Annotated in this window: 20 protein-coding genes; 3 read left to right on the forward strand and 17 right to left on the reverse strand. The window is 72.6% G+C overall.

What is annotated here, in order from left to right; all coding sequences use genetic code 11:
• Nucleotides 1-58: 58 nt before the first annotated feature.
• From ABTX18_RS19770 to pyrG, 9 genes are all read right to left on the reverse strand, one after another.
• The gene (locus tag ABTX18_RS19770) at nt 59-1,285 is read right to left on the reverse strand and encodes a pseudouridine synthase (protein ID WP_352123986.1); all 1,227 of its coding nucleotides are present in this window, start codon (nt 1,283-1,285) and stop codon (nt 59-61) included.
• Entirely contained in the window at nt 1,285-1,932 is a 648-nt protein-coding gene (scpB, locus tag ABTX18_RS19775; protein WP_352123987.1) for an SMC-Scp complex subunit ScpB, read from the reverse strand. The genes ABTX18_RS19770 and scpB overlap by 1 nt, the downstream gene beginning before the upstream one ends.
• The gene (locus ABTX18_RS19780) at nt 1,929-3,038 is read right to left on the reverse strand and encodes a segregation and condensation protein A (RefSeq protein WP_352123988.1); all 1,110 of its coding nucleotides are present in this window, start codon (nt 3,036-3,038) and stop codon (nt 1,929-1,931) included. The genes scpB and ABTX18_RS19780 overlap by 4 nt, the downstream gene beginning before the upstream one ends.
• Before the next feature lie 95 nt (nt 3,039-3,133).
• Nucleotides 3,134-3,733 (reverse strand): hypothetical protein, encoded by a 600-nt coding sequence (locus ABTX18_RS19785; RefSeq protein WP_352124022.1) that lies wholly within the window; start codon nt 3,731-3,733, stop codon nt 3,134-3,136.
• Nucleotides 3,730-4,848 carry a ParA family protein gene (locus tag ABTX18_RS19790; protein ID WP_352123989.1) on the reverse strand — a complete coding sequence of 373 codons (1,119 nt, stop codon included), beginning with the start codon at nt 4,846-4,848 and terminating at the stop codon, nt 3,730-3,732. The genes ABTX18_RS19785 and ABTX18_RS19790 overlap by 4 nt, the downstream gene beginning before the upstream one ends.
• Nucleotides 4,849-5,250: 402 nt before the next feature.
• The gene (ald, locus tag ABTX18_RS19795; protein ID WP_352124023.1) at nt 5,251-6,366 is read right to left on the reverse strand and encodes an alanine dehydrogenase; all 1,116 of its coding nucleotides are present in this window, start codon (nt 6,364-6,366) and stop codon (nt 5,251-5,253) included.
• Nucleotides 6,367-6,509: 143 nt separating this feature from the next.
• The gene (locus tag ABTX18_RS19800) at nt 6,510-8,573 is read right to left on the reverse strand and encodes a tetratricopeptide repeat protein (protein ID WP_352123990.1); all 2,064 of its coding nucleotides are present in this window, start codon (nt 8,571-8,573) and stop codon (nt 6,510-6,512) included.
• Nucleotides 8,574-8,770: 197 nt separating this feature from the next.
• Nucleotides 8,771-9,397: an NUDIX domain-containing protein gene (locus tag ABTX18_RS19805; protein WP_352123991.1), complete on the reverse strand. Its 627-nt coding sequence runs from the start codon at nt 9,395-9,397 to the stop codon at nt 8,771-8,773.
• An 89-nt stretch (nt 9,398-9,486) separates the two neighbouring features.
• Entirely contained in the window at nt 9,487-11,148 is a 1,662-nt protein-coding gene (pyrG, locus tag ABTX18_RS19810; protein ID WP_352123992.1) for a CTP synthase, read from the reverse strand.
• Between the two features lie 405 nt (nt 11,149-11,553).
• Between pyrG and ABTX18_RS19815 the strand changes: the two genes are divergently transcribed.
• A complete protein-coding gene (locus ABTX18_RS19815; RefSeq protein ID WP_352124024.1) occupies nt 11,554-13,356 on the forward strand; it encodes a glycoside hydrolase family 15 protein in 1,803 nt (600 codons plus the stop codon).
• 66 nt (nt 13,357-13,422) lie between these two features.
• On the opposite strand, the gene ABTX18_RS19820 is transcribed toward ABTX18_RS19815, so the two are convergent.
• Nucleotides 13,423-14,331, reverse strand: coding sequence for a sulfurtransferase (locus tag ABTX18_RS19820; protein ID WP_352123993.1), 909 nt, complete (start codon nt 14,329-14,331; stop codon nt 13,423-13,425).
• 172 nt (nt 14,332-14,503) lie between these two features.
• On the opposite strand from ABTX18_RS19820, the gene ABTX18_RS19825 reads away from it, so the two are divergent.
• The gene (locus ABTX18_RS19825) at nt 14,504-16,129 is read left to right on the forward strand and encodes a PucR family transcriptional regulator (RefSeq protein ID WP_352124025.1); all 1,626 of its coding nucleotides are present in this window, start codon (nt 14,504-14,506) and stop codon (nt 16,127-16,129) included.
• A gap of 9 nt (nt 16,130-16,138) precedes the next feature.
• Here the strand turns inward: ABTX18_RS19825 and ABTX18_RS19830 are convergent, their stop codons facing one another.
• The 5 genes from ABTX18_RS19830 to ABTX18_RS19850 all read right to left on the reverse strand — a co-directional run bounded on the left by ABTX18_RS19830 (nt 16,139) and on the right by ABTX18_RS19850 (nt 21,374).
• Complete coding sequence (locus tag ABTX18_RS19830) at nt 16,139-17,236, reverse strand: glycosyltransferase family 4 protein (RefSeq protein ID WP_352123994.1); 1,098 nt, start codon at nt 17,234-17,236, stop codon at nt 16,139-16,141.
• 244 nt (nt 17,237-17,480) lie between these two features.
• Nucleotides 17,481-19,226, reverse strand: coding sequence for a DNA repair protein RecN (gene recN, locus ABTX18_RS19835; RefSeq protein ID WP_352123995.1), 1,746 nt, complete (start codon nt 19,224-19,226; stop codon nt 17,481-17,483).
• An 81-nt stretch (nt 19,227-19,307) separates the two neighbouring features.
• Complete coding sequence (locus tag ABTX18_RS19840) at nt 19,308-20,213, reverse strand: NAD kinase (protein WP_352123996.1); 906 nt, start codon at nt 20,211-20,213, stop codon at nt 19,308-19,310.
• On the reverse strand, nt 20,210-21,025 hold the full coding sequence (locus ABTX18_RS19845) for a TlyA family RNA methyltransferase (protein WP_352123997.1): 816 nt from the start codon (nt 21,023-21,025) through the stop codon (nt 20,210-20,212). Before ABTX18_RS19845 ends, ABTX18_RS19840 begins: the two co-directional genes overlap by 4 nt.
• A 7-nt stretch (nt 21,026-21,032) precedes the next feature.
• Entirely contained in the window at nt 21,033-21,374 is a 342-nt protein-coding gene (locus ABTX18_RS19850; RefSeq protein WP_503061170.1) for a hypothetical protein, read from the reverse strand.
• Between the two features lie 43 nt (nt 21,375-21,417).
• On the opposite strand from ABTX18_RS19850, the gene ABTX18_RS19855 reads away from it, so the two are divergent.
• Nucleotides 21,418-21,765, forward strand: a complete 348-nt coding sequence (locus ABTX18_RS19855; RefSeq protein ID WP_352123998.1) for an SCP2 sterol-binding domain-containing protein — start codon at nt 21,418-21,420, stop codon at nt 21,763-21,765.
• A 77-nt stretch (nt 21,766-21,842) separates the two neighbouring features.
• On the opposite strand, the gene ABTX18_RS19860 is transcribed toward ABTX18_RS19855, so the two are convergent.
• Together ABTX18_RS19860 and ABTX18_RS19865 are read right to left on the reverse strand one after the other, a co-directional pair.
• A complete protein-coding gene (locus ABTX18_RS19860) occupies nt 21,843-22,676 on the reverse strand; it encodes an ABC transporter ATP-binding protein (protein ID WP_352123999.1) in 834 nt (277 codons plus the stop codon).
• A gap of 83 nt (nt 22,677-22,759) precedes the next feature.
• Entirely contained in the window at nt 22,760-23,773 is a 1,014-nt protein-coding gene (locus ABTX18_RS19865; RefSeq protein WP_352124027.1) for a FecCD family ABC transporter permease, read from the reverse strand.
• Between the last annotated feature and the right edge of the window lie 38 nt (nt 23,774-23,811).

Consider the following 23,811-nt stretch of genomic DNA (forward strand, 5'->3'; position numbering starts at 1 on the left):
CCTGTTCGAAAATCGCAAACCAGGACCGGCCGCGGGCCGTGAGCGGTGTACGGGCGGTCTACAGACCGACCTCGCGCATCAGCATGCCCACTTCGGTGTTGGTGAGCCGGCGCAGCCAGCCCGACTTCTGGTCGCCCAGCGGGATCGGCCCGAACGACGTGCGCACGAGGCGCTCGACGGGGAAGCCGGCCTCGGCCAGCATCCGGCGGACGATGTGCTTGCGGCCCTCGTGGAGGGTCACCTCGACGAGGTAGTTCTTGCCGGTGTTCTCGACGACGCGGAAGTGGTCGGCGCGGGCGTACCCGTCCTCCAGCTGGATGCCGTCCTTGAGCCGCTTGCCCAGGTCGCGCGGGAGCGGGCCCTGGATGGCGGCGAGGTAGGTCTTCTTCACGCCGTACTTGGGGTGGGTGAGACGGTGGGCCAGCTCGCCGTGGTTGGTGAGCATGATGATGCCCTCGGTCTCGGTGTCCAGCCGGCCGACGTGGAAGAGACGCGTCTCACGGTTGGTGACGTAGTCGCCGAGGCACTGACGGCCGTCCGGGTCCTCCATGGAGGAGACGACACCGGCCGGCTTGTTCAGCGCGAAGAAGAGGTACGACTGGGTGGCGACGGTCAGGCCGTCCACCTTGATCTCGTCCTTGTGCACGTCGACGCGCTTGCCCTGCTCGACGACGATCTCGCCGTTCACCTCGACGCGGGACTGCTCGATGAGCTCCTCGCACGCGCGGCGCGAGCCCATGCCGGCCCGGGCGAGGACCTTCTGCAGCCGCTCGCCCTCCTGCTCGGCGCCCGGGTGGGTCTTGGGCGTCTTGATCTCGGGCTTGTCCGCGTACCTGTCACGGTTGCGCTGCTCGATCTTGGCCTCGAGCTCGCGCGGGCGGGCCGGGGCGCCGTAAGGGGCGCGCCGGCCGCTGCTCCGGGAACCGCTCGACGGGGCCTTGGGGCCGCCCTTGGCGCCGCCGCGGGCTGCCGCGCCCCGGCCCTTGCGGGTGCCGCCGTCGCCGCCGGGCTTGTCGTTGCCGACGTCGTAGCGCCGCTCCTCGGGGCGGGGCCTGCGGGGGCGCTGCTCCTGGTTCTCGTCGCGCCCGGAGCCGGAGACCCGGGGGCTCGGGTTGGTGTTCCTGCCGGTGCCGGTGTTGTTGTTCCGGCCGCCGCTCCTGCCGCCGCCGGCGCTGTTTCCGCCGCTCCGGCCGGCGCCGCTGCCGCCGCCGCTCCTGCCGCCGCTGTTGCCGCCGCTCCTGCCGGCGCCGCTGCTGCTGCCGCTGTTCCTGCCACTGCTTCGCATCAAAATTCCGTCTTGTCGTGTGCGTGAGTATCCGGGGTGTCCGGTGCGTCCGGATCGAACGACGGCACACCCTCTAGCGTCTCAGCCTCGATCGCGTCCGCCTCGGGGAGGAAGGGCGCGAGCTCCGGGAGCTCGTCCAGGCCACGCAGGCCCATTCGCTCCAGAAAGTAGTTCGTCGTCCTGTACAGGATCGCACCTGTTTCGGGTTCCGCGCCCGCTTCCTCGACCAGCCCCCTCTGGAGCAGGGTCCGCATGACCCCGTCACAGTTCACGCCGCGCACCGCGGAGACCCTCGACCGGCTCACCGGCTGGCGGTACGCGACGACCGCGAGGGTCTCCAGCGCCGCCTGGGTCAGCCGGGCGTGCTGGCCGTCCAGGACGAAGCCCTCGACCGCCGCCGCGTACTCCGGGCGCGTGTAGAAGCGCCAGCCGCCCGCCACCAGCCTGAGGTCGAAACCGCGGCGCTGGACGGTGTACTCGTCGGCCAGTTCCCGCAGCGCGTCGGCGACGGCCCGCTTGGGCCGCTCCAGCACCTTGGCCAGGTGCTCCTCGGTCGCGGGCTCGTCGACGACCATCAGGACGGCCTCCAGGGCCGGCTTGAGATCGAGGTCCGCGACGGCCGAGCCGGTGACGTCCTGCTCGCTCATGTCTTCCCCTCCTGCCGTTCGTCCTGCACGTCCGGTGCCTCCTGGTCGAACTCGTCCGTCACGGCCGGCTCGGCCCCCTCTCCCCCGGCCCAGCGCACCATGAGCTCGCCGAGCGCCTCGTCCTGGTCCAGGGCCACGGCCTTCTCCCGGTAGAGCTCCAGCAGGGCGAGGAACCGCGCGACGACGGTCAGGGTGTCCGGGGCGTCCGCCGTCAGCTCCCGGAAGCTGATCTCCCCCGCCTCGCGCACCCGCTCGACCACGATCCCGGCCTGCTCGCGCACGCTGACCAGGGGGGCGTGAATGTGGTCGATGTAGACCTGCGGCCTGGGCCTGGGCTGCATCGCCTTCACGGCGAGCCGGGCGAAGCCCTCGGCCCCGATGCTGATCACCACGTCGGGCAGCAGCTCGGCGTGGTGCGGTTCCAGCCCGACGGTACGGGGGAAGCGCCGGCCCTCCGCTTCGAGGCGGGCACTGAAGATCTCGGCGATGCGCTTGTACGCGCGGTACTGCAGCAGCCGCGCGAAGAGCAGGTCCCTGGCCTCCAGCAGCGCCAGGTCCCCCTCGTCCTCCACCTCGGCGGCGGGCAGCAGCCGTGCGGCCTTCAGATCGAGGAGGGTCGCGGCGACGACGAGGAACTCGGTGGTCTCGTCGAGGTCCCAGTCCGCTCCCATGGCCCGGATGTGGGCCATGAACTCGTCGGTGACCGTGGAGAGGGCGACCTCGGTCACATCCAGCTTGTGCTTGGAGATGAGCTGGAGCAGCAGATCGAACGGTCCCTCGAAATTCGCCAGCCGGACGCTGAAACGGCCGTCGTCGGAGGCGGGGCCGGAAGCGGGCGCCGCGTCCGAGGCGACGGGTCCGGCCGGCGGAGCCTCGCCCGTCACGGGAGTCTCGTCCGTCACCGGAACCTCGTCCACCACCGGAGCCTCGTCCACCACCGGAGCCTCGTCCACCACCGGAGCCTCGTCCTGCGCCGAAGCCTCGTCCTGCGCCGGGCCCGGGGCGAGGCCCTCCACGCCCGCCCCGTCCCCGGGCGCGGGCCCGCCGCCCGGCCCGCGGCCCAGGGGGCGGCGGGAGGTGCGGGCGGGCTGGTCGGGTGTCGGCATGGAGATCCAGGGAGCGACGGGACACGGGCGGCGGCCCGGGGCACGGGCCGCACCGCTCGGCCGGCGGCCGCCCCAGGCTACCGGCGCCGCACCGGTCAGCGGCCGCGCAGCCGCCGTACGAGAATGCTGGCGTCGCCCCGCGACTCCAGGTCCGCGAGGACCACGGCGACGGCCTCACGGACGATCCGCCCGCGGTCGACGGCCAGGCCGTGCTCGCCGCGCAGCACGAGCCGCGCGTGTTCGAGGTCCATCAGCTCCTCGGCGGAGACGTAGACCGTGATCTTCTCGTCGTGGCGCTCCCGGCCGCTGGGCCGCCGGTTCGCTCCGCGCCCGCCGCCCCGTCTGCGCTGCTGCTGGACGACGGGGGCGGGAACGGGTTCCTGCGAGGACGGCGGCTGCGGCCGGCGCCCGGCCTGTGCGGCCACCGCGACGCGGTCGTTGTCACCGCCGCGGCCGCGCGAGCCGCCGGCGTCGGTGTCCGCCGCGGAGTGCTCCTCCCGCTCGGCGGGGGCCGCGTCCGCGGAGGGCTCGGAGCCCTCCCCCGACGTGTCGTCCCCGGCGGAATCGCTCTCGCCGGCCGGAGCCGGTACCCGGGCCTCGCCGTTCGCCTTGCGCCGCCGCTCCGCGGGGGACGAGGACTGCAGCCCCATCCCCCCGGTCGTACGGAACAGTTCGTCGGCCCCGGGCAGACTCACTCGGCGTGACACCGGGCGAGCACCTCCCTGGCGAGCTGGCGATAGGCGGCGGCACCGACCGAGTTGGAGGCGTACGTGGTGATGGGCTCACCGGCGACCGTGGTCTCCGGGAAGCGGACCGTGCGCCCGATGACCGTGTGGTAGACGTGCTCGTCGAATGCCTCGACGACGCGCGCGAGGACCTCACGGCTGTGCACCGTACGGGAGTCGTACATGGTGGCGAGGATGCCGTCGAGCTCCAGGTCCGGGTTGAGCCGCTCCTGGACCTTCTCGATGGTCTCGGTGAGCAGGGCCACCCCGCGCAGCGCGAAGAACTCGCACTCGAGCGGCACTATCACCTTGTGCGCGGCGGTCAGCGCGTTCACCGTGAGCAGGCCGAGCGAGGGCTGACAGTCGATCACGATGTAGTCGTAGTCGGCCATCAGCGGCTTCAGGGCGCGCTGGAGCGTGGACTCGCGGGCGACCTCGCTGACCAGCTGGACCTCGGCCGCCGACAGGTCGATGTTGCTCGGCAGCAGGTCCATGTTGGGCACGGCGGTCTTCAGAAGGACCTCGTCGGCCGCCATGCCCCGCTCCATGAGCAGGTTGTAGACGGTGAGGTCGAGCTCCATCGGGTTGACGCCGAGACCGACCGACAGGGCTCCCTGCGGGTCGAAGTCGACGAGCAGGACGCGCCGGCCGTACTCCGCGAGCGCGGCACCCAGGTTGATGGTCGACGTGGTCTTGCCGACGCCGCCCTTCTGGTTGCACATCGCGATGATCTTCGCGGGCCCATGGTCGGTCAGTGGTCCCGGGATCGGGAAGTAGGGCAGGGGCCGGCCGGTCGGGCCGATCCGCTCGCGGCGCTGCCGGGCGGCGTCGGGCGCGAGGGTGGCCGCGTACTCCGGGTCGGGCTCGTACTCGGCGTCTGGGTCGTAGAAGTGCCCCTGGGGCGCTTCGTCGAAGTCGGCGAAGTGGGCGGTGTCCCGGCCACTCTCGTTGCCGGCCATGGCGTTCACGTGTAGGCCGTCCATCATCTGGGGGGCTGTCGTCATGTGCTGGAGGGTGGCGAAGGTGCGGACAGCGACGGAGCCGACAGCCTCCAGCCCGTTCGGGCCCCGGCCCCGTGCAGGCATCCCTGGATGAACACCCCCGGGAGTAAATGTCGACTCATTCACAAGTCGTCTTACCTCCTTGGACGTGACCAGGAAACTTATCGATAGGTCAGCGTGGCACCATGCCGACGATTGGCGACTCTATGGCGTGTCACCGCTCCGCAGCAACACAATCCGCCGTACCCGGCCCGATGTGTCGGCAATCGAACACCCCGCTGTCAAGGGCGCGCAGCCTCCCGGGCGCACTTTTCGCGGGTGCACGAATCGGTTGAAGGGTTACGTTCGAGGCGAGTTGCACGAGGCTTCGGGGAACCCCGACACACGTCCGGCCGGACCTTGCACCGCAAGGTCCGGCCGGACGCACGAGGTTGACGGGGGGGCGAACCGGGGCCCCTCCCACGCCCTTCGGGCTGTGGGGGAATGTCAGGCGAGGAGCGTGCTCAGTTCGACGTGGTCGAGACCGTGCGCCTCGGCCACCTCGCGGTAAACGACCTGTCCGTCATGGGTGTTGAGGCCCTTGGCGAGTGCGGCGTCACGGCGCAGCGCCTCGGCCCAGCCACGGTTCGCGAGCTCCACGATGTAGGGCAGCGTCGCGTTGGTGAGGGCGTACGTCGAGGTGTTCGGGACCGCGCCCGGCATGTTCGCCACGCAGTAGAAGACCGAGTCGTGAACCATGAAGGTCGGCTCGGCGTGCGTCGTGGGGTGCGAGTCCTCGAAGCAACCACCCTGATCAATTGCAATGTCGACAAGTACACTTCCGGGCTTCATCTTGGCGACGAGCTCGTTGGTGACCAGCTTCGGGGCCTTCGCGCCGGGGATCAGCACGGCGCCGACGACGAGGTCGGCCTCGACGACGGCCTTCTCCAGCTCGAAGGCGTTGGAGACGACGGTCTGCACCTTGGTGCCGAAGATCTTGTCGGCCTCGCGGAGCTTGTTGATGTCCTTGTCGAGCAGCGTGACGTGGAAGCCGAGACCGACGGCGATCTGCGTGGCGTTCCAGCCGGAGACGCCGCCGCCGATGACAACGGCCTTGGCCGCCGCCGTACCCGGGACGCCGCCGGGCAGCACGCCGCGCCCGCCGACCGAACGCATCAGGTGGTACGCGCCGACCTGCGGGGCGAGCCGGCCCGCGACCTCGGACATCGGGGCGAGCAGTGGCAGCGCGCGGTTCGCGGTCTCGACCGTCTCGTAGGCGATGGCGGTGGTGCCGGACTCCAGCAGCGCGTCGGTGCACGCGCGGGAGGCGGCGAGGTGCAGGTACGTGAAGAGGGTCTGGCCCTTGCGGAGGCGGTGGTACTCCTCGGCGACCGGCTCCTTGACCTTCAGCAGCAGGTCCGCGGAGGCCCAGACCTCGTCGGCGGTGGGCAGGATCTGCGCCCCGGCGGCGGCGTACTCCTCGTCCGTGATGGAGGAGCCGGCTCCGGCGTTCTCCTCGACGACCACCTGGTGGCCGTGGCGGACGAGCTCGTGCACACCGGCAGGCGTGATCGCCACGCGGAACTCGTTGTTCTTGACTTCGCGGGGGATGCCGACCTTCACGTCGATCACGGTCCTTGGCTCAGAGAGTTACCCGGGCATAGCTGTACATACCCGGATATACGCAGCGTAAATGGAGACACCGCGAAGACCCGCGGCAGAGCCAGTCTAATGAAGGGTTTCCCGCTGTCTAGCCTTACAAAGCATTAATTTTCTGTCACTGCACTACGGATTTCGTAGGCTGCGCTCTCCTCGCCCAGCAATCTCTCGGCCGCACCCCTGTGCAGGCCTGCGGATGCGGGGTCACCGAGGCGGTCGAGGGTGTCGGCCAGCCTGAGCTCCAGTGCGGCCTGAAGACGCACGTCCTTGGCCCGGCGGGCCCACTCCACGGCCTCCCGGCACGTCTGGAGCGACTCCTGCGGCCGGCCCGCGTACTCCTGGACCCGGGCGACCTCGCTGAGCGCCCGTGCGTGGGCGGGGAGATCACCGAGCCTGCGGTAGCCCGCCGCCGCCGCCCGCCAGTTCCGCAGCGCCTCGCCGTACCGGCCGGCATACGTGTGCACGGTGCCGAGCCGCCCGTAGAGCCGCGCCTCGTCGGCGCGCTCGCCCTGGGTGAGCCGCTGGGCGAGCGCCCGCCCGTACCAGTCGGAGGCCCGGTGGAAGTCGCCCAGCTCCGCATAGGCGCCCCCTACGGATTCCATCGCGCGTCCGGTGGCGTAGGGGTCCTTCGCGGCCCGTCCGGCGTCCAGGGCGGCCCGGTAGCGGGCCAGCGCCTGACGGGTCCGGCCGGTCCCCGCGTCCAGATCGGCGAGGTTGAGCAGGGCGGCCGCCCGCTCCCGGGGCAGATCGCGCCGCTCCGCGACGGCCAGCACCAGACCGTGCAGTCCGTAGAGCTCGGGCGCGGCGGCCTCGGTGCCCTCGTGCGCGGCCAGCGCCCGTACCAGGGCGGCCACCAACCGCCGCGCCAGCGTGTCGAGTTCACCGTCCTCGACGGCGATCCGGGCGGAGGCGACCAGGGCCGGCCCGCGGGCCCGCAGCCAGGCGGCCGCCGCCTCGGGGCCGGGGAACCGCAAGGAGCGCGGCAGCCCGGCGAGCTTGCGCCGGGACGGGGAGCCCTCCGGTTCGGTGACCGCGCGGCACGACTGGAGCAGGCGCACGGTGCGCTCGAGCATCCGGGCCCGGGCGAGCTGGATCTCGGCCGGGCGGTCCCGGTCCTCCAGCAGCGCCCGCAGCAGCCCCGCGAGGCAGCCGGGCACCTCGTACTGGGGCTGCTCGGCCCCGTCGCCGCGCAGCAGCCCCAGCCGCACGAAGTCGTCGAGGGTGGTGCGCGCGGCGGAGACGGAGCAGCCGGCGAGCGCCGAAGCGGTGTGGGCGTCGGCGAGCCCGGCCGGCGCGAGGGAGAGCAGACGCAGTATCCGGGCGGCGGTCGGCTGCAGGGAGTCGTGGACCAGCCGGAAGGCACGGGCCAGCGGGCGGGCGCCGGTGGGCTGGTCGGCGTCTTCCGGCAGTTCCCGGAGTTGCTTCGTCACATCGGCGACCGAGGCCGTCGGGCGGGCGGCCAGCCAGCCCCCGATCATGACCAGGGCGGCGGGCAGCCCGCCGCACTCCTCCGCCAGCGCCTCGGCGGTCACCGGGTCGACGGTGATTCTGACCTGGCCGATCGCCCGGGCGAGCAGTTCGACGGCGGAGCCCGCTTCCAGGCCGCCGATGGTGCAGGGCCGGACGCCGGGGATGCCGGTCAGCGGGCCCTGCGCGGTGGCGACGACGAGGCAGTCCGGGTTGTCCGGCAGCAGCGGGTCGACCTGTTCGGCGTCGGTGGCGTCGTCGAGCAGGAGCAGAACGCGGCGTACGGCGAGCGCCTCGCGGACCATCTCGGACAGTTCGTCCGCGTCCGCTCCGGGCGGTCCGCTCACGTCCAGCCCGCGCAGGAGTTCACGCGCGGCGCGTTCGGCGGGGACGGGGGCGCCGCCGGGTTCGGTGAGCCGGACGCGGATCAGTCCGTCGGGGTAGTCGCCCGTGGCGAGCAGTCGGCGGGTGAGCTCTCCGGCCAGTGCGGTGCGGCCGGAACCGGGGCGTCCGGCGATCAGCAGGACCCGGGCGCGGCCGCTCTTGCGGCCGGCCATGGTGTCCAGTCCGGCCCGTTCGATATCGGCCCGCAGTTCCTTCAACTCGCGCTCGCGCCCGAAGAATCGGGGTGGTTCGACGGCGGCCGGCCCCTCGGTCCCCGCTGCCTCGGCCGGGTCGCTGGTGTCCACCGCCTGATCCGTCACGGGCCACGCTCCACTTCGCTGCACGCGTCGCCCGCCGGGACTCCGGTCAGGGCATTCAGAGCGTAGTTCAGGCGGGTGGGCGAACCGGGAGGAGCGCGACGGGGAGGTCCCCCGATCGGATCAGCATCTTTTCCGATCGGGGGACGCCGGAAATCGTCCGTACGGGGCAGGCGATTCCCTTCGCCGCCGACGAACCGTCAGACCTCGAACGGCCGCGCGGGCCAGGGCGCCTCCGCGGGCCGCAGCGAGTCGGCCCCGTCGCCCGCGAGCGCCGCGGTGAGCGAGAGCACCCCCACCACCAGGCAGCTGTTGTGCAGGTCTCCGGCGAGGACCCCCCGTACGAGATCCTGGAGCGGCACCCGGGCCAGCTCCATGTCGGCCTCCTCCTCGGCGACCTCGAAGCGCTCGCCGTCCGCCTCGGAGACGTTCCGGGCGAGGAAGATGCGTACGGCTTCGTCGGAACCGCCGGGCGAGGTGTAGAGGTCGGCCAGCACCCGCCAGTCCTCGGCCTTGACGTACGCCTCCTCGTAGAGCTCGCGCTGCGCGGCGTGCAGGGGGTTCTCCCCGGGTACGTCGAGGAGCCCGGCCGGAATCTCCCACAGCTTCTGGCGCACCGGGTGGCGGTACTGGCGCAGCACGAGGACACGGTCCTCGTCGTCGAGCGCGAGCACGGCGACCGAGCCGGGGTGCACCTGGTAGTCGCGGCTCGCGACCGTGCCGTCGGGCATCTCCACGTCGTCGGTGCGGACGCTGGTCTTCTTCCCCCGGAACGGAGTCGCGGTCGCGGTGACCGGCCATTCCTCGGGCGTGTCCTGGATACCCATCTACGTCCTCCCACAAAAAAACGGTGACCGGGGTACGCGTCCTCGAAGGATGCGTACCCCGGTCAACCGTAACGCCCTGCGGGGTGCCGTTACTTGCCCGGCGTGGCGGCTGCCTGGCGCGCGACGGCCGCCTTCACCAGTCCCGCGAAGAGCGGGTGCGGGCGGGTCGGGCGGGAGCGCAGCTCCGGGTGCGCCTGGGTGGCGACGAGGTAGGGGTGCACCTCGCGCGGGTACTCGACGTACTCCACGAGCTTGTTGTCCGGGGAGGTGCCGGAGAAGACCAGACCGGCCTTCTTCTCCAGCTCGGCGCGGTAGGCGTTGTTGACCTCGTAGCGGTGACGGTGGCGCTCGTCCACGTACGGCTGGCCGTCGTAGGCCTCACGGACCAGCGAGCCCTCGGCGAGCTTCGCCGGGTACAGGCCGAGCCGCATGGTGCCGCCCAGATCGCCCGCGCCCTCGACGTACGCCAGCTGCTCCTCCATCGTCGAGATGACGGGGTGCGCGGTGGCGGCGTCGAACTCGGTGGAGTTGGCGTCGGGGATCTCGGCGAGGTTGCGCGCCGCCTCGATCACGATGCACTGCAGGCCCAGGCAGAGGCCGAGGAGCGGCACCTTGTTCTCGCGGGCGTACTGGATGGCGCCGACCTTGCCGACGACACCGCGCTCGCCGAAGCCGCCGGGGATGCAGATCGCGTCGACGTCGCCGAGCTGCTTCTTGGCGCCGGCCGGGGTCTTGCAGTCGTCGGAGGCGACCCACTTGACCTTGACGCGGGCCTTGTTGGCGAAGCCGCCGGCCCGGATGGCCTCGGTGACCGAGAGGTAGGCGTCGGGCAGGTCGATGTACTTGCCGACCAGCGCGACGGTGACCTCGTGGTCGGGGTTGTGGACGCGGTCCAGCAGGTCGCCCCACGTGGTCCAGTCGACGTCGCGGAACGGCAGGTCGAGCTTGCGCACGACGTAGGCGTCCAGGCCCTCGGAGTGCAGCACCTTCGGGATGTCGTAGATCGACTTCGCGTCCGGGCAGGCCACCACGGCGGCTTCGTCGACATCGCACATCAGCGAGATCTTGCGCTTGATGGCGGTCGGTACGTCGCGGTCGGCGCGCAGCACGATGGCGTCCGGCTGGATACCGATGTTGCGCAGGGCGGCCACCGAGTGCTGGGTGGGCTTGGTCTTGAGCTCGCCGGACGGGCCGATGTACGGCAGCAGCGAGATGTGCACGACGAAGACGTTGTCCCGGCCGACCTCGTGGCGGACCTGGCGGACGGTCTCCAGGAACGGCAGCGACTCGATGTCGCCGACCGTGCCGCCGACCTCGGTGATGACCACGTCGACGTCGTCGGTGGCCATGCGCCGGATGCGGTGCTTGATCTCGTTGGTGATGTGCGGGATGACCTGCACGGTGTCACCGAGGTACTCGCCGCGGCGCTCCTTGGCGATGACCGTCGAGTAGACCTGGCCGGTGGTGACGTTGGCGGAACCGTCGAGGTCCACGTCCAGGAAGCGCTCGTAGTGGCCGATGTCCAGGTCGGTCTCGGCGCCGTCGTTGGTGACGAACACCTCACCGTGCTGGAAGGGGTTCATCGTGCCCGGGTCGACGTTCAGATACGGGTCGAGCTTCTGCATGGTGACCCGGAGGCCGCGCGCCTTGAGCAGGGCACCGAGGCTGGAGGCAGTCAGACCCTTGCCGAGGGAAGAGGCGACACCCCCGGTGACGAAGATGTGCTTGGTCGTCGTGGATGTGGGCTGCATAGCCAAAGGGGGCTCCCGTGGTCGCGATCGTGAGGTGCGTACCGGCGTTGCCGTCCGGAGGAATCCGGAGGTGCCGTCGCTGCGGTTCGGGGGCCTCGTCTGCTGTCGCCGACGACCACCGGTCCACGGGCTACCAGGGTAACAGCGACGCGGGGAGCCTGCTTCCGGCCACTCCGGGCACACTCGGGGCACGGAATCACCGCAGGTCTCTCACACCCCACCCGTTCGGCTCATCCCGGTTGTCGGGAGCGTCGCGCGGATCATCCGGGTGCGTCGTATCCTGCTCGGATACTCGCTCGGGCGAGGCAGAAGTTCGCAGGTCCCCCCACATCAACCCCTTGCAACGACCTCTTGACCCGCAGTAATGCCCTACGGGGCGACATGGCCGTTCGACTGGAGATGCACGTGGCCGGGCGCATCGAGGATTACGCACTCATCGGAGACATGCAGACCGCCGCCCTGGTCTGCCGGGACGGCACGGCCGACTGGCTGTGCCTGCCCCGCTTCGACTCACACGCCGTCTTCGCGGGACTGCTGGGCACCGAGGAGCACGGCTTCTGGCGCCTGGGACCGGCCCGCGCGGAGGGCGCCGAACCGCCGTCGGCGGACCGTCGCCGCTACCGCGGGGACTCACTGATCCTGGAATCGGAGTGGGACACGCCGCGTGGCACGGTCCGGGTGACCGACTTCATGCCCCCGCGCGACGGCGCGCCCCAGCTGATCCGGATCGTGGAGGGAATCAGCGGCCGGGTGCCGATGCGCTCCGAGCTGCGGATGCGGTTCAGCTACGGGCGCGTCACCCCGTGGGTGCACAAGGTGGACACCCGTACGGTCGCCGTCGCAGGGCCCGATTCCGTCTGGTTCGACACCCCGGCGGAGACGTACGGCGAGAACCTGACGACGTACTCCGACTTCACCGTCGCCCCGGGTGACCGGATCGCGTTCACCATCAGCTGGCAGCCCTCGCACCGCGAACCGCCCGCGCTCCCGGACCCGGAGGGCGCGCTGGAGGCCACCGCGGACTTCTGGCGCGACTGGGTCGCCCAGTGCACGTACCACGGCCCCTACCGCGAGGCCGTGGTCCGCTCGCTGATCACCTTGAAGGCCCTGACGTACGCGCCGACCGGCGGCATCGTCGCCGCGCCGACCACGTCCCTGCCGGAGGACATCGGCGGCTCCCGCAACTGGGACTACCGCTACACCTGGCTGCGCGACGCCGCGATCACCCTCTCCTCGCTGCTGCGCACCGGCTACCGCGACGAGGCCCGCGCCTGGCGCGAGTGGCTGCTCCGGGCGGTCGCGGGCGACCCGGAGAACCTCCAGATCATGTACGGCATCGCGGGCGAGCGCGAGCTGGGCGAGGCGGAGCTGGAGTGGCTGCCCGGGTACGAGAACTCCGGCCCGGTCCGGGTCGGCAACGGCGCCGCGGGCCAGCTCCAGCTGGACGTGTACGGCGAGGTCACCGAGGCCCTCCACCTCGCGCACATGACGGGGCTGACCCGTAACGACTACGCGACCGGTCTCCAGCTCAAGCTGATCGAGTACCTGGAGAAGCACTGGGACGAGCCGGACGAGGGCATCTGGGAGGTGCGCGGTCCGCGTCGGCACTTCGTGCACTCCAAGGTGATGGCGTGGGTGGCGGTCGACCGGACGATCAAGCTGATCGAGTCCGGCGACACGGACGGGCCGCTGGAGAAGTGGCGCGATCTGCGCGACGACATCCACCGCGCGGTCTGCGAGCGGGGCTACGACCCAGAGCGCAACACCTTCACCCAGTCCTACGGGTCGAAGGAGCTGGACGCCTCCCTGCTGCTGATCCCGCAGATGGGGTTCCTGCCGCCCGACGACAAGCGGGTGATCGGCACCATCGAGGCGATCCAGCGGGAGCTGTCCACCGAGGACGGCTTCGTGCTCCGCTACCCCACGTCCGGTCAGGACGCGGGTGTGGACGGCCTGGAGGGCGACGAGGGCGCGTTCCTGGCGTGTTCGTTCTGGCTGGCGGACGACCTGGCGATGATCGGCCGGGTCGACGAGGCCCGCCAGCTCTTCGAGCGCCTGCTGTCCCTGCGCAACGACCTGGGTCTCCTTGCCGAGGAGTGGGACGCGCGGCTGCAGCGCCAGGTGGGCAACTTCCCGCAGGCCTTCAGCCACGTGCCGCTGATCGACACGGCGCTGCGGCTGACGGCGAGCGGGGCGTACGTGGGCTGACGAGCCGCAGTGGGGCGGCGGCGGGCGGAACGGCGAGGTGCCGGGAGGCCCGCCGAGCCGTCCTCGTCAGCCGGCCCGCGCCGCCCCGTCCGTCTCGACCGGGCGGCGCTCCGAGGGCAGCCCCCACTCGCTCCAGGAGCCGTCGTACACCGCCAGGTCGCGGTATCCGGCCAGCGCGGCGCCCAGCGTCAGGACGCACGCGGTGACCCCCGATCCGCAGCTGAAGAGCAGCCGCTCCCGGCCCTGCGCCGGACCGGCGAACGCGGCCCGCAGTTCCGCCGTGGGGCGCATCCGGCCCTCGTGCTGGATCTCGCCGAAGGGCAGGCTGACCGCCCCCGGCATATGGCCGCCGCGCAGGCCCGGGCGCGGCTCGGGGGCCGTACCGAGAAAGCGTTCCCGGGACCGGGCGTCGAAGACGGCGGATGCCGGGTCGGAGAGGGCCGCGGCGACCTCGTCGGCGCCCACGAGCAGTCCCGCGCGCGGCCTGGCCGTGAAGTCGCCGCGCTCCGCCGGGGCGGCGGGCGCGCTGTCCTCCATGGGCAGTCCGGCAGCCGCCCAGCCGGGCAGACCCCCGTCGAGCACGGCGACCCGGTCGAAGCCCATCGCGCGGAGCATCCACCAGGCCCGGGCGCTGGAGTAGATCCCCACCGCGTCGTAGACCACGACGGTGTCGCCGTCGTGGAGGCCCAGGGAACGCAGCTCCTCGGTGAACCGGCCGGCGCCGGGCATCGTGTGGGGCAGCGGCCCCGTGTGGTCGGAGAGCGCGCCGTCGATGTCGAACGGCCGCGCGCCCACGATCCGCCGCCCGGCCCCCCGGTGCGCGCCGACGGAGGCGTCGAACACCCGCAGCCCCGGAGAGCCGAGCCGCCCGGCGAGCCAGTCGGCGTAGACCAGCGGGCCGGGCGGGGCGTCCACGTGTTGGGCTCCGCCCCCGGCGCCCGCTCGGTTCCCGTACGGCAGCGCGTCCTCGCCCATGCTTCCCCCTCGTCCCGGTACAGGTTTTTCAAGATCGCAGCGAGTCCCGCCGCTGTCAACGAGCTGCCCCCCGACGGAGCCTCCGGCGCTCCGGGCCGGTACCTTCCTGACCAGGGCGGGCGCGACCGTGCGACCGCCCGGTCCGACCGACGCGGAGCGCGAGGCCAGAGCAGTGGAGACCCAAGGCGGCATCACCGTGCAGCGCGCCCTCGAGCTGCCGGGGCTGCGCAGCGGACTCCCCGAGGTGGTGACCTGCGCCGACCGGCTCGGCCGCACCGTGCGCTGGGTGCACGCGGGCGAGGTCCCCAACATCGCGTCGCTGCTCAAGGGCGGGGAGCTGCTCCTCACGACCGGTCTGGGGCTCGGCACCCGTCCCGCGGAGCAGCGCGCGTTCGTCCGGAGGCTCGCGGACCGCGGCATCGCCGCGCTCGTGGTGGAGCTCGGTCCGCGCTTCAGCAGGCTGCCGTCCTCCATCGTGGACGCCGCCCGCGCGGCCGGGCTGCCCCTGGTCCAGCTGCACCGCGAGGTGCCGTTCGTGACGGTGACGGAGGAGATCCACACCGAGATCGTCAACGGTCACTACGCGCTCCTGCAGCAGGCCGAGGAGGTCCACCGGCGCTGCACCCAGGCGCTGCTCGGTGGCGGCGGGGTGCCCCAGGTGCTCGGCATCCTGGCGGATTTCACGGCCAACCCGGTCTTCCTGGAGACGGCGGACGGCCGGCTGCTGTACGCGGCGGGCACCGAGTCGGGCCCGGTCTCCGCCGATCCGCTCCAGGTGTGGGACGGGATGCGGGGCGGCCGGGCGGCCCGCGAGTCGCCGCCCGCCGGCGCGGTGCTGGTGGATGTGCCGGGCGGTGGCCAGGGGGCCGGTTCGGTGCGGGCCAGACTGGTCCTGCTGGCGGTGGACGGGCCGCTCGTGCCGGTGCACCGGATGGCGGCGGAGCGGGCGGCGGGCATTCTCGCGGTGGTGCTGATGCAGGCCCGTCAGGAGGAGGAGCTCGCGGCGCGCGGCCGGGGCGACTTCCTCACCGATCTCGCGGAGGGCCGGATCACGCCCGAGGACGCGCCGGCGCAGGCCCGCGTGCTGGGCTTCAAGCCGGGCGAGATGCCGCTGCTGCCCGTCGTGATGCGGCTGGCCCCGGAGCTCTCGCCCTCGGGCAACTGGGCGCTGCTGGCCCGTGCGGTCCTGGAGGAGCTGTCCTCGGTGGGCGTGCCGGTGCTGCTCGGGGTGCGGCCGGTGGAGGGCCGGGTGCCGCTGCTGCTGGGGCTGCGCACGGAGACGGAGCGTACGGCGGTGGCCGACCGGGTGGCCGCGGCGCTGCGGGCCGGGGTGGAGCGGGCCGGTCTGGAGCGGGCGGGCTCCCATCCCCCCGTCGTGGTGGTCGGGGTGGCGGGCGGCTGGGCGGCGGCCGGGGCGGGGCTGCGGCATGCCGCGGAGACGGCCGCGGCGGCGCAGGGGCTCGGCGACCGGCCCTGGTACGACGCGCGCCGCCTCGACATCGATCTGCTGCTGTGGCGGCTGCGGGACCATCCGGATCTGGCGGCGTTCGTCGAGCGGGCGATCGGACCGTTGCGCGATCACGACCGCACCTCGCGGCCACCGCTGCTGCCCACGCTGGAGACGTACCTGGCGCATGCGGGCCGCAAGGCGGAGACGGCGCGCGAGCTGCATCTGAACCGTCAGACGCTGTACAACCGGCTGGCCCGCATAGGGGAACTGCTCGGCACCGATCTGGACGACCCGCAGGCCGTACTGGCCCTGAGCCTGGCCCTACGGGCCCGCCGCCACGCGACGTGAACCCCCAGCTCAGCTCGTACGGCCCGTCGCGAGGGGCTGCACCAACTCGTCGTACACGCTGAGAACTTGGGCGACCGTGTCGTCCTCGGTCGGCCAACTCGCCGCCTGCAGCGGTCCGGCGGCCGCCAGTCGCTCGCGTTCCGCCGGATCGTCCAGCAGCCGGGCCACGGCCCGGGCGAGCGCCTCCGCGTTCGCGTACGGCACGAGTTCGGCGGCGTCACCCACGAGTTCGGGCACTCCGCCGACGGCGGTGGCGACCAGCGGCACACCGATCCGCAGGGCCTCCTGGGCCAGCACCGAACGTGCCTCCCATCGGCTGGGCAGCACGACCAGGTCGGCGGCGGCCAGGAGCTCGGGAACGTCGGTGCGGCTGCCGATCAGCGACACGGGCAGGTCCTCGGCCCTGATCCGACGCCGCAGGGCCGCCCGATCCCGCCCCTCGCCCGCGATGACCAGCAGGGGTACGGGGTCCAGCCGGCGCCACATCCGTGCGGCGTCGAGCAGCGTGCCGTACCCGTGATGCGGCACCAGGCTGCCCACCGCCATGATCAACGGGCGTGCCGTCGCGCCGAGTTCGGCCCGCACCTTGCCGTCGGGCACCGGAACGGGGACACGCGGCAGGGGAACGGCGACGGGCGCGAGGCGGGCGTCACGCGCACCCCGGCGCCTGGCCCGGTCGACCAGGTCCGAGGACGCCCCGAGCACCACCGAGGCCGCGCGGGCCGCTCTTCGCTCCAGCAGATGCAGCAGCCGGCGGCGCGCCCCCTCGGCATGGGCCCGGGTGTGCCAGGTGACGACGAGCGGGATCCGACGGCCGCCGAGCGCCAGCGCGGCCCGCACGGCGGCGTGCACCCCGTGCGCGTGCACGACGTCGGCCCCCGCACAGGCGGCCCGCAGTGCGGCGACGGCGGCGGGGTCGCTGCGCCGTGGCACGGGCGTGAACCCCGCTCCGGTGGCGGAGAACTCATAGGCACGGTCCAGTGCGGCCGGAGCGCAGACGGTGACCTGCACGCCTCGCGCGACCAGTCCGGCGGCCAGCGAAGCGACATGGGCGCTGCTGCCCGCACTGCCGCCGCCCAGCACTTGGACCGTACGCAGCTGTGACACGTTGAATGGCTCCCGGGGATCCCGAGTCGGGGGTAACGGCGTCACCCGACGGCCGTTGGACCGACCGTCGCATGGGCGGCGGTCGGTCCAAGTACAGCGCCCAGGATGCCAGTCCGTACGCACGTTCCGGCACGGCCGGCCCGATACGCCGGTGCGCACCGCAACAAACCGGGCGTGGCGCACCACCCGCACGGGTGAAATCCGCGGGGGCCCCGGACGCCGGGTCGGCCCGGCGGGCGAACCCTCAGACGTCGGCCCGCGCCGTGGCCAGCAGTTCCTCCGCGTGTGCCCGGGCCGTCTCGGAGTCCTCCTGGCCCGCGAGCATCCGGGACAGTTCCCGTACCCGGGCCTCGCCCTCCAGGACCGTCACGCCGCTCCTGGTCACCGAGCCGTCCACGGTCTTCTCGACCAGCAGCTGCCGGTCGGCGAACGCGGCCACCTGGGGCAGGTGGGTGACGACGACGACCTGGGCGGACCGGGCGAGCTTCGCCAGCCTGCGGCCGACCTCGACGGCCGCCTTGCCTCCGACGCCCGCGTCGACCTCGTCGAAGAGGTAGGTGGGCACGGGGTCGGAGCCGGCGAAGACCACCTCGACGGCGAGCATCACCCGGGACAGTTCGCCGCCCGACGCGCCCTTGGCGATCGGACGGGGCTGGGCGCCGGGGTGCGGGGCCAGCAGGAGTTCGACCTCGTCGGCGCCGGAGGGCCCGTAGGCCACGTTGCGTCCGCCGATCTCGATGCCGGACGCCTCGTCCGCCGTCTCGGTCTGCCTGATGTCGAAGGAGACGCGGGCGTGCGGCATGGCGAGGGAGGCGAGTTCCGCGGTCACCGCATCGGCGAAGAGCGCGGCGGCAGCCGTACGCGCATCGGTCAACGCCTGTCCGAGGACCGAGAGTTCGGCGCGCAGCGCGTCCCGCTCGGCGGTCAGTTCGCCGATCCGGTCGTCGTCGCCCTCCAGCTCGGTGAGCCGGCGGGCCCCGTCCTCGGCCCAGGCCAGTACGGCGGCGATGTCGGCGCCGTACTTGCGGGTGAGGCCCGTGAGCGCGGCCCGGCGCTCCTCGACCGCGGCAAGGCGCAGCGGATCGGAGTCCAGCTGGTCGGCGTACCCGGCCAGTTCTCCCGCGACGTCCGCGAGCAGGATGGAGATCTCGCCGACCCGGTCGGCGAGCGCGGCGAGCGCCGGATCGTGGGCCCGTACCCCGTCCAGCGCGTGCCGGGCCGCCGCGACGACCGTCGTCGCGTCGACGGCCTCCTGGTCCTCGGGGTTGCCGGCCAGCGCGGTGTGCGCGAGGGCGGCGGCGGAGGCGAGAGCGTCGGCGTGACCGAGGCGCTGTGCCTCGGCGGCGAGTTCGGTGTCCTCGCCGGGCAGCGGTTCGACCGCGGCGATCTCGTTCAGCCCGAAGCGCAGCAGATCGGCCTCCTGGGCCCGCTCACGGGCGCGCGTGGTCAGCTCGTCGAGCTCACCGGCGACCTCGCGCAGCCGCCGGTAGGCCGCCGCGTACGTGGCGAGGGGCACGGCGACGCCGTCGCCCGCGTACCGGTCCAGGGCCTGCCGCTGCCGGGCCGGCTTGAGCAGCCCCTGCTGGTCGGTCTGCCCGTGCACGGCGACGAGTTCGTCGGCGAGCTCGGCCAGCACTCCCACGGGCACGGATCTGCCGCCGAGATGGGCGCGGGAGCGCCCTTCGGCGGACACGGTACGGCTGATGAGCAGCGCGCCGTCCTCGATCTCGGCCCCGGCCTCCTCGGCCCGCAGCGCAGCCGCGTCGCCCTCGGACACCGTGATCCGGCCCTCGACGACGGCGGCCTTGGCGCCGATCCGCACCAGGGCGGGATCGGCGCGTCCGCCGAGCAGCAGCCCCAGGCTGGTGACGACCATGGTCTTGCCCGCGCCGGTCTCACCGGTCACCGCGGTGAAACCGGGTGACAGTTCCACCACCGCGTCGTCGATGACTCCGAGCGACCGTATCCGCATCTCCTCCAACACGGACATGACCATACGAGGTTTCCCGCCCCTCGTGCACACGGGCCACGGCCGCGGCGCCCGATCCGCGTGCGAACGGCTGCGCCCGGGTCAGTGCGGCGCGCCCCGCCACCCCGACACGGGCAGCGCGAACTTGGCCACCAGCCGGTCCGTGAACGAGGCCTGGTGCAGCCGTGCCAGCCGTACGGGCACGGCGCCGCGCCGCACCTCGACCCGCGCGCCCGCGGGCAGCTCCACGGTCCTGCGCCCGTCGCACCACAGCACCCCGTGCGGGGTGTGCGGCTGGACCTCGACGGCGAGCACCGAGGTCGGCGAGGTCACCAGCGGCTTGGCGAAGAGCGCGTGGGCGCTGATCGGGACCATCAGCAGCGCCTCGACCTCGGGCCAGACGACGGGTCCGCCGGCCGAGAAGGCGTACGCGGTCGAGCCGGTCGGCGTCGCGCACACGATGCCGTCGCAGCCGAACCCGGTCACCGGCCGGCCGTCGATCTCCAGGACGACCTCCAGCATCCGCTCGGGCGACACCTTCTGGACGGCGGCCTCGTTGAGGGCCCAGTCCGTGTGGACGACGTCGCCGTTGCTGTGCACGACGACGTCGAGCGTCATGCGCTCCTCGACCGTGTAGGCGCGGGTGACGACCCGCTCCACGACCTGGTCGAGGTCGTCGCGCTCGGCCTCGGCGAGGAAACCGACCCGGCCGAGGTTGACGCCGAGCATCGGCACCCCGAAGGCGCGCGAGAGCTCGGCGCCCCGCAGCAGCGTCCCGTCGCCGCCCAGCACGATCAGGAGCTCACAGCCCGTCACCGCCTCGGGCGTGGCGTCCGTGACGGTCTCGACGGCGGACGGCAGCGGCAGGTCGGCCGCCTCCGTCGCCAGGACGCGTACGCCCAGGCCGCTGCGGAGCAGCCCCTGGACGACGAGCTCGGCACTGCGGATCGCGGCCGGCCGGCCGGTATGTGCCAAGAGAAAGACTGTTCGTGCCGCATTCGTCGTCAACGAGGCCCCTCCGCCACTGCACGGTCGACATCCGCGGGATCCAGCTCAGGTGCTCCGGCCCGCAGCCACAGAAAGTACTCGACGTTCCCCGACGGCCCGGGCAGCGGGCTCGCCGTCACACCCCGCACACCCAGGCCGAGCGCCCAGGCCCGCCGGGCCACCTCCCGTACCGCTTCGGCGCGCAGCTCGGGGCTGCGCACCACACCCCCGCTGCCGAGGCGCTCCTTGCCCACCTCGAACTGGGGCTTGACCATGAGGACCAGGTCCGCGTCGGGGGCGGCGCAGCGCACCAGGGCGGGCAGCACGAGGCCGAGCGGGATGAACGAGAGGTCGCCCACCACCAGGTCCACCGGCTCGCCGTCGATCGCCTCCAGGGTCAGTTCCCGCACATTGGTACGGTCCTTGACGATGACGCGTTCATCGGACTGGAGCGACCAGGCGAGCTGCCCGTAGCCGACGTCCACGGCGACGACGCGGGTCGCTCCCGCGCGCAACAGCACATCGGTGAACCCCCCGGTCGACGCCCCTGCGTCCAGGGCCCGCCGCCCCTCCACCTCCAGCCCGAGGGGGACGAAGGCGGCGAGGGCGCCCGCCAGTTTGTGGCCGCCCCGTGAGACGTACTCGGGGTCGCTGTCGTCCTTGGTGACGACGAGGGCGGCACTCGTCTCGACCTGGGTGGCCGGTTTACTCGCGGTGTTGCCGCCGACGGTCACCCGTCCCGCGGCGATCAGCTGACTCGCGTGCTCACGTGAGCGGGCGAGTTTCCGGCGTACCAGCTCGGCGTCGAGGCGGCGACGGGCCACTCCTGCCACGTTCGGTTCAGCTCCTGTCGTTGTACGCGTTGTCGTGCGCGCGGTCGTACGTGGGCATGGGTGCGGGTGCGGGCCTGGCGTCCAGCGCGGTCAGCTCGTCTCGCAGGCCACGGTGTACATCCTCGTACACCTCGGTGTGTCCGTCCGCCGGGAGGTGGTCGGCATCGGCCAGACGCTCCAGGTGCGCGTCCACGCCCGCGTGGCCCGTGGGCGTGCGTACGACGCCGAGGGGCGCCGGGGCGGCAGGCTCGTGCGACACCACGGGGGACGGCTCCTGCGGTACGTCGTGCGGCATCCCCCCGGGCGCGGTTCCGGCGGCCGTGTCCGGCCCCGGCATCGAGTCGCTCATGCGGGAAACGCTACCGCGAAGGGCTGCGGTACCGTCGATCACGATGGCGACCATGGCGGAGTGCCGCAGCGCACTCGACAGACTTTCCGACACCCTCGCGGGGGCCGACGGCGATGTACGCAGCGCGGCGGCGCTCGACCGCTCGCTGAGCTGCCACATCAAGGACCTCGACGTGACGTTCACCGGACGCCTCGCCGGGGGCCGGATCCAGGTTCTGGACACGGTCGGGGGACCACCCCGCGAGAAGGCCGAGATCCGGCTCGCGATGACCGGGGACGACCTGGTGGCGATGGTGGACGGCGACCTGAACTTCGCGAAGGCCTGGGGCTCGGGCCGCGTCCGCCTGGAGGCGGGCTTCCGCGACCTGCTGAAACTCAGATCACTGCTGTAGGCGCACGAAGCCCGTCCGGCGTTCGAGGACGTCCTCTCAAGCCCGTCCGGCGCTTGAGGACAAGGCGTGGCCGAAGGTCACGCGCCCCCGGGCACCGGCACCGCCCCCGCGACGCGCGCCCCGCGCCCACGCACCCGCGCGGCCGGAACCACCAGCGGCGTCCCCGTCTCCGGATCGGAGATCACCTGGCACCGGAGCCCGAACACCCGCTCCACGAGCTCCGCGGTGACGATCTCCCCCGGGGCACCCTCCGCGACGACCTCGCCCTCGCGCATGGCGATGAGGTGGGTGGCGTACCGCGCGGCGTGGTTCAGGTCGTGCAGGACCGCCACCAGCGTGCGCCCCTGCGTCTCGTGCAGCTCCGCGCACAGGTCGAGCACGTCGATCTGGTGCTGGATGTCGAGGTACGTCGTCGGCTCGTCGAGCAGCAGCAACGGCGTCTGCTGGGCGAGTGCCATCGCTATCCAGACCCGCTGGCGCTGCCCGCCGGACAATTCGTCGACATAGCGATCACCCAGCGCGCCGACGCCGGTCGACGCCATCGATTCCTCGACAATGCGTTCGTCCTCGGGTGACCACTGCCGCAGCAGCCCCTGGTGCGGGTAGCGCCCCCGGGCCACGAGGTCCGCCACCGTGATGCCCTCCGGCGCGATGGAGGACTGGGGCAGCAGCCCCAGCGTCCTGGCGACCTTCTTCGCGGGCAGCCCGTGAATCGCCTCCCCGTCCAGCAGCACCCGGCCGCGGGTCGGCTTCAGCATCCGCGAGAGCGCCCGCAGCAGCGTCGACTTGCCGCAGGCGTTGGGGCCGACGATCACGGTGAACGAGTGGTCGGGGATCTCGACCGAGAGGTTCTCCGCGATGACCCGCTGGTCGTAGCCGAGGGTCACCGAGTCCGCGGTGAGGCGCTGCATGGTCGTACTCCGGGGGTGGGTGGAATCGGCGAGGGAATCGGAAGGGGAGGGCGACGAGTCACCGGCGCCCCGTGCACGGGCCCTCATATCCGGCCCGCCTTGCGCTCGGACACCAGCAGCCACAGCAGATAGCAGCCGCCGAGCACACCGGTGACGACGCCGACGGGCAGCTGCCGGTCGCCGAAGGCCTCCAGCGACACCCAGTCGGCGACGAGGAGGAGTGCCGCGCCCATGAAGGTCGCGGCCACCAGATTGGGACCGGTGGAGCGGGTGAGCCGGCGGGCGAGCTGCGGGGCGCTCAGCGAGACGAACGCGATCGGCCCCGCCGCGGTGGTGGCGACGGCGACGAGAAGGACGGCGGAGCCCATCAGGACGAGCCGGGTGCGTTCGACGCGTACCCCGAGGGCGTACGCGGCGTCGTCGCCCATCTCCATCACCCGCAGCGCCGGCCCATGGGCGAACACCAGCGGGAGCAGCAGGCCGCAGACCACGAGCAGGGGCCAGACCTGCGCCCAGTCCCGGCCGTCGAGCGAGCCGGTCATCCAGACGACGGCGCGGGTCGCGTCGACCAGGTCGGCCTTGGTGATCAGGTACTGGGTCGCGGCGGTGAGCATGGCGGCCGCGCCGATCCCGACCAGGACGAGCCGGAAGCCGTGCACCCCGCGCTTCCACGCCAGTACGTAGACGGCGATGCCGGTCAGCAGTCCGCCGGCCACCGCGCCGCCCGCGATCGCTGCCGCCCCGCCCTGGAAGAGGACGATCACGCTCAGCGCGCCCACCGTGGCGCCCTGGCCGAAGCCGAGCACGTCGGGGCTGCCGAGCGGGTTGCGCGAGATGGTCTGGAACACGGCGCCGCCGGCTCCGAGCGCCGCCCCGACGAGAAGTCCGACCAGCACCCGCGGCAGGCGCAGGTCCGTGACGATGAACTCCTGCTGGAAGGTGCCGTGTCCGAAGAGCGTGGTCACCACCTCGCCCGGCGTCATCGAGAAGTCACCACTGCCGATGAGGACGACGGCCGTGCCGGCCGCCACGACGGCGAGGAGCAGGATGACGAGGGAGGCCCGGACGTTCATCCGGAACGAATAGCCGCCGGCCATCCGCACGGCCCGCACCGATCGCGCCGTCCCCGCAGTCT

This window comes from Streptomyces sp. NPDC096323 (genome assembly GCF_040302845.1).
Classification (GTDB): Bacteria; Actinomycetota; Actinomycetes; order Streptomycetales; family Streptomycetaceae; genus Streptomyces.